The following is a 964-nucleotide window of genomic DNA, read 5'->3' on the forward strand; positions in this document are numbered from 1 at the left end:
TAAGTCCGTAACCGCTCGAACAGCGTATAAGCGAAGCCCGACAAGATCAGCCGCCACTGATTGGCCCACCAGTGCGTGCTGGAGGTCCGGTCAGCAAACAGGCTCAGTTGTTGATCCTTGATCCGGTTCTCCATGTCACCCCGGGCACAGTACTGCTCGTAGTAAAGCTTGAAGCCATCATCGTAACGGGAACTGATGATAAACCGGGGATTAGAGCCTAACTCGCCTTCTTCCAGGCGGGCCACCACCCAGCGTGAGTATTTCCAGGAGTGGGCTTGATACTGGAAGCGAAACGTCTCTGCCACTTTCCCTCCCACCTGCCATTGGGTCTTGCGCACCAGCATCATGGGCACATCCACTTCCTTGAGCAGCCGGCTGTTCTTGGCGATTCCCACGATGTAGTCGACGTGATGCCGATCACACCAGTTCAGCATCCGGGGACGACAAAAGTGGCTATCACCTCGTAACACGATGCGCGTATCGGGCCAGTATTGACGGATAAAGCGTACCAGTAAGGCGAGGATCGCCCAGCTATGGCGGCTGTCGCTGCGGTCACTGGTGCGCAGATAGCTCACCAGTAAGTGGCGCCCACAGAAGACATACAGTGGGAAGTAGCAGTGGTGATCGTAATAACGGTTAAAGAACTTGCCGGGTTGCTCGCCATGCACGGGGATGTCGGTGCCATCAAAGTCCAGCACGATCTCCTTTGGTGGTTCGTCATGCTGTTCAATGAAGTGATGCCACAGCAACTCATGGGCCTTCACTATTGCTTGCCGATCGGCGTTCTGCTCCACCCGGCACAGCGTCGACTTGCCTGCCAGCGTATCCTCTTCACCGAGCGCTGTCTGAAGGGCCTGATCATAGCGCAGGGCCTCATGGTCGTTGAAATCTTCATAGCCAGCGGCGACACCGAACACCCGCTGACGAACCAACGTGTCGAGCTTATGACGAACCTGTTCCGGTG

General features: G+C 56.2%; 1 protein-coding gene. It reads right to left on the reverse strand.

Annotated features, from left to right (window positions below; all coding sequences use genetic code 11):
* On the reverse strand, positions 1 to 964 hold a 964-nt coding region (locus ACT3T6_RS17690), incomplete at both ends, for an IS1380 family transposase (protein WP_444625979.1).

Origin of the sequence: Halomonas sp. 72 (assembly GCF_052379785.1) — a bacterium.
Classification (GTDB): Bacteria; Pseudomonadota; Gammaproteobacteria; order Pseudomonadales; family Halomonadaceae; genus Vreelandella; species Vreelandella citrativorans.